Origin of the sequence: Bifidobacterium sp. UBA6881 (genome assembly GCA_002451435.1) — a bacterium.
Lineage (GTDB): Bacteria > Actinomycetota > Actinomycetes > Actinomycetales > Bifidobacteriaceae > Bifidobacterium.
Window position 1 is genome coordinate 3,244 of the sequence record DKCF01000011.1, and the last position, 849, is coordinate 4,092.

Consider the following 849-nt stretch of genomic DNA (forward strand, 5'->3'; position numbering starts at 1 on the left):
TGGTGTTCGCATTGGTCGGTCTGGTCTATGTGTGTTCGACCGCGTTGACCGGCTGGTTCCCGAACATCGTCACCGCGGCTTGGTACCGCGCGGAAACACGTCCGTTGACGATGATTCCTTTTGGCGTGCTCACGTTGATCGTGTTTTCGGTCTCGGCATTGCTGCGCGCCATGGACGGAGACAAGTGTGGCGTTCGCGATATCGTGATTCGCGCGACGGCGATCGTCGTATTGGCCGCGCTTGCGGTTTCCTGCCAGATCGGCAATTCGGTGCGGTCTGATTTGGCTTCGGGGATTTACGCGAATATGACGATTGATGACAGTCAGCCGAACGAGCAGTTGACTGCCACGAAGAAGAAAATCCTGAAGAGGATGGTGAAGAAGACGGGACTGGATTCGGTGGTGGTTTCCGATCCGTTGAACGGTTCCATGTATGCGACGGCGATGTATGGCGCCGACATGCTGTTCCCGATCTATAACCCGAAATCCGAGAAGAACGGTGCGATTTTCGGGCAGACGGAACGGGCGTTCGCCTCCGGCGACGGCAAGACCCTGACGAATACGGTATGCCCGTTGAGCGCGGACGGTGATGTGTACTTCCTGAGTATGGGCGAACAGGCGCCGAGTCTGCAGATGTTCACGTTCAAGGAGCAATACGACATGTTCCATGACCAGAATCTGATCGACCGCTATGCCGCCGATGGCACGATGCGCAAGGTTCAGGATTATTCGAAGATGTCTCCTGATTCGAAGGGCTGGGCGCTGTACCAATTCAAGTGCCAATGAGTTTTTGACGGTCTTTTTGATGGGCTGACGCGGCAAAGCACGCGTGGCTCCGGACTCATCCGTT

General features: G+C 55.9%; 1 protein-coding gene. It reads left to right on the forward strand.

Going from position 1 to position 849, the window contains the following annotated elements:
• Positions 1-785: DUF6541 family protein (locus B3C64_RS00875; RefSeq protein ID WP_349679939.1), on the forward strand; the 785-nt coding region annotated here is incomplete at its 5' end.
• Positions 786-849 lie beyond the last annotated feature (64 nt).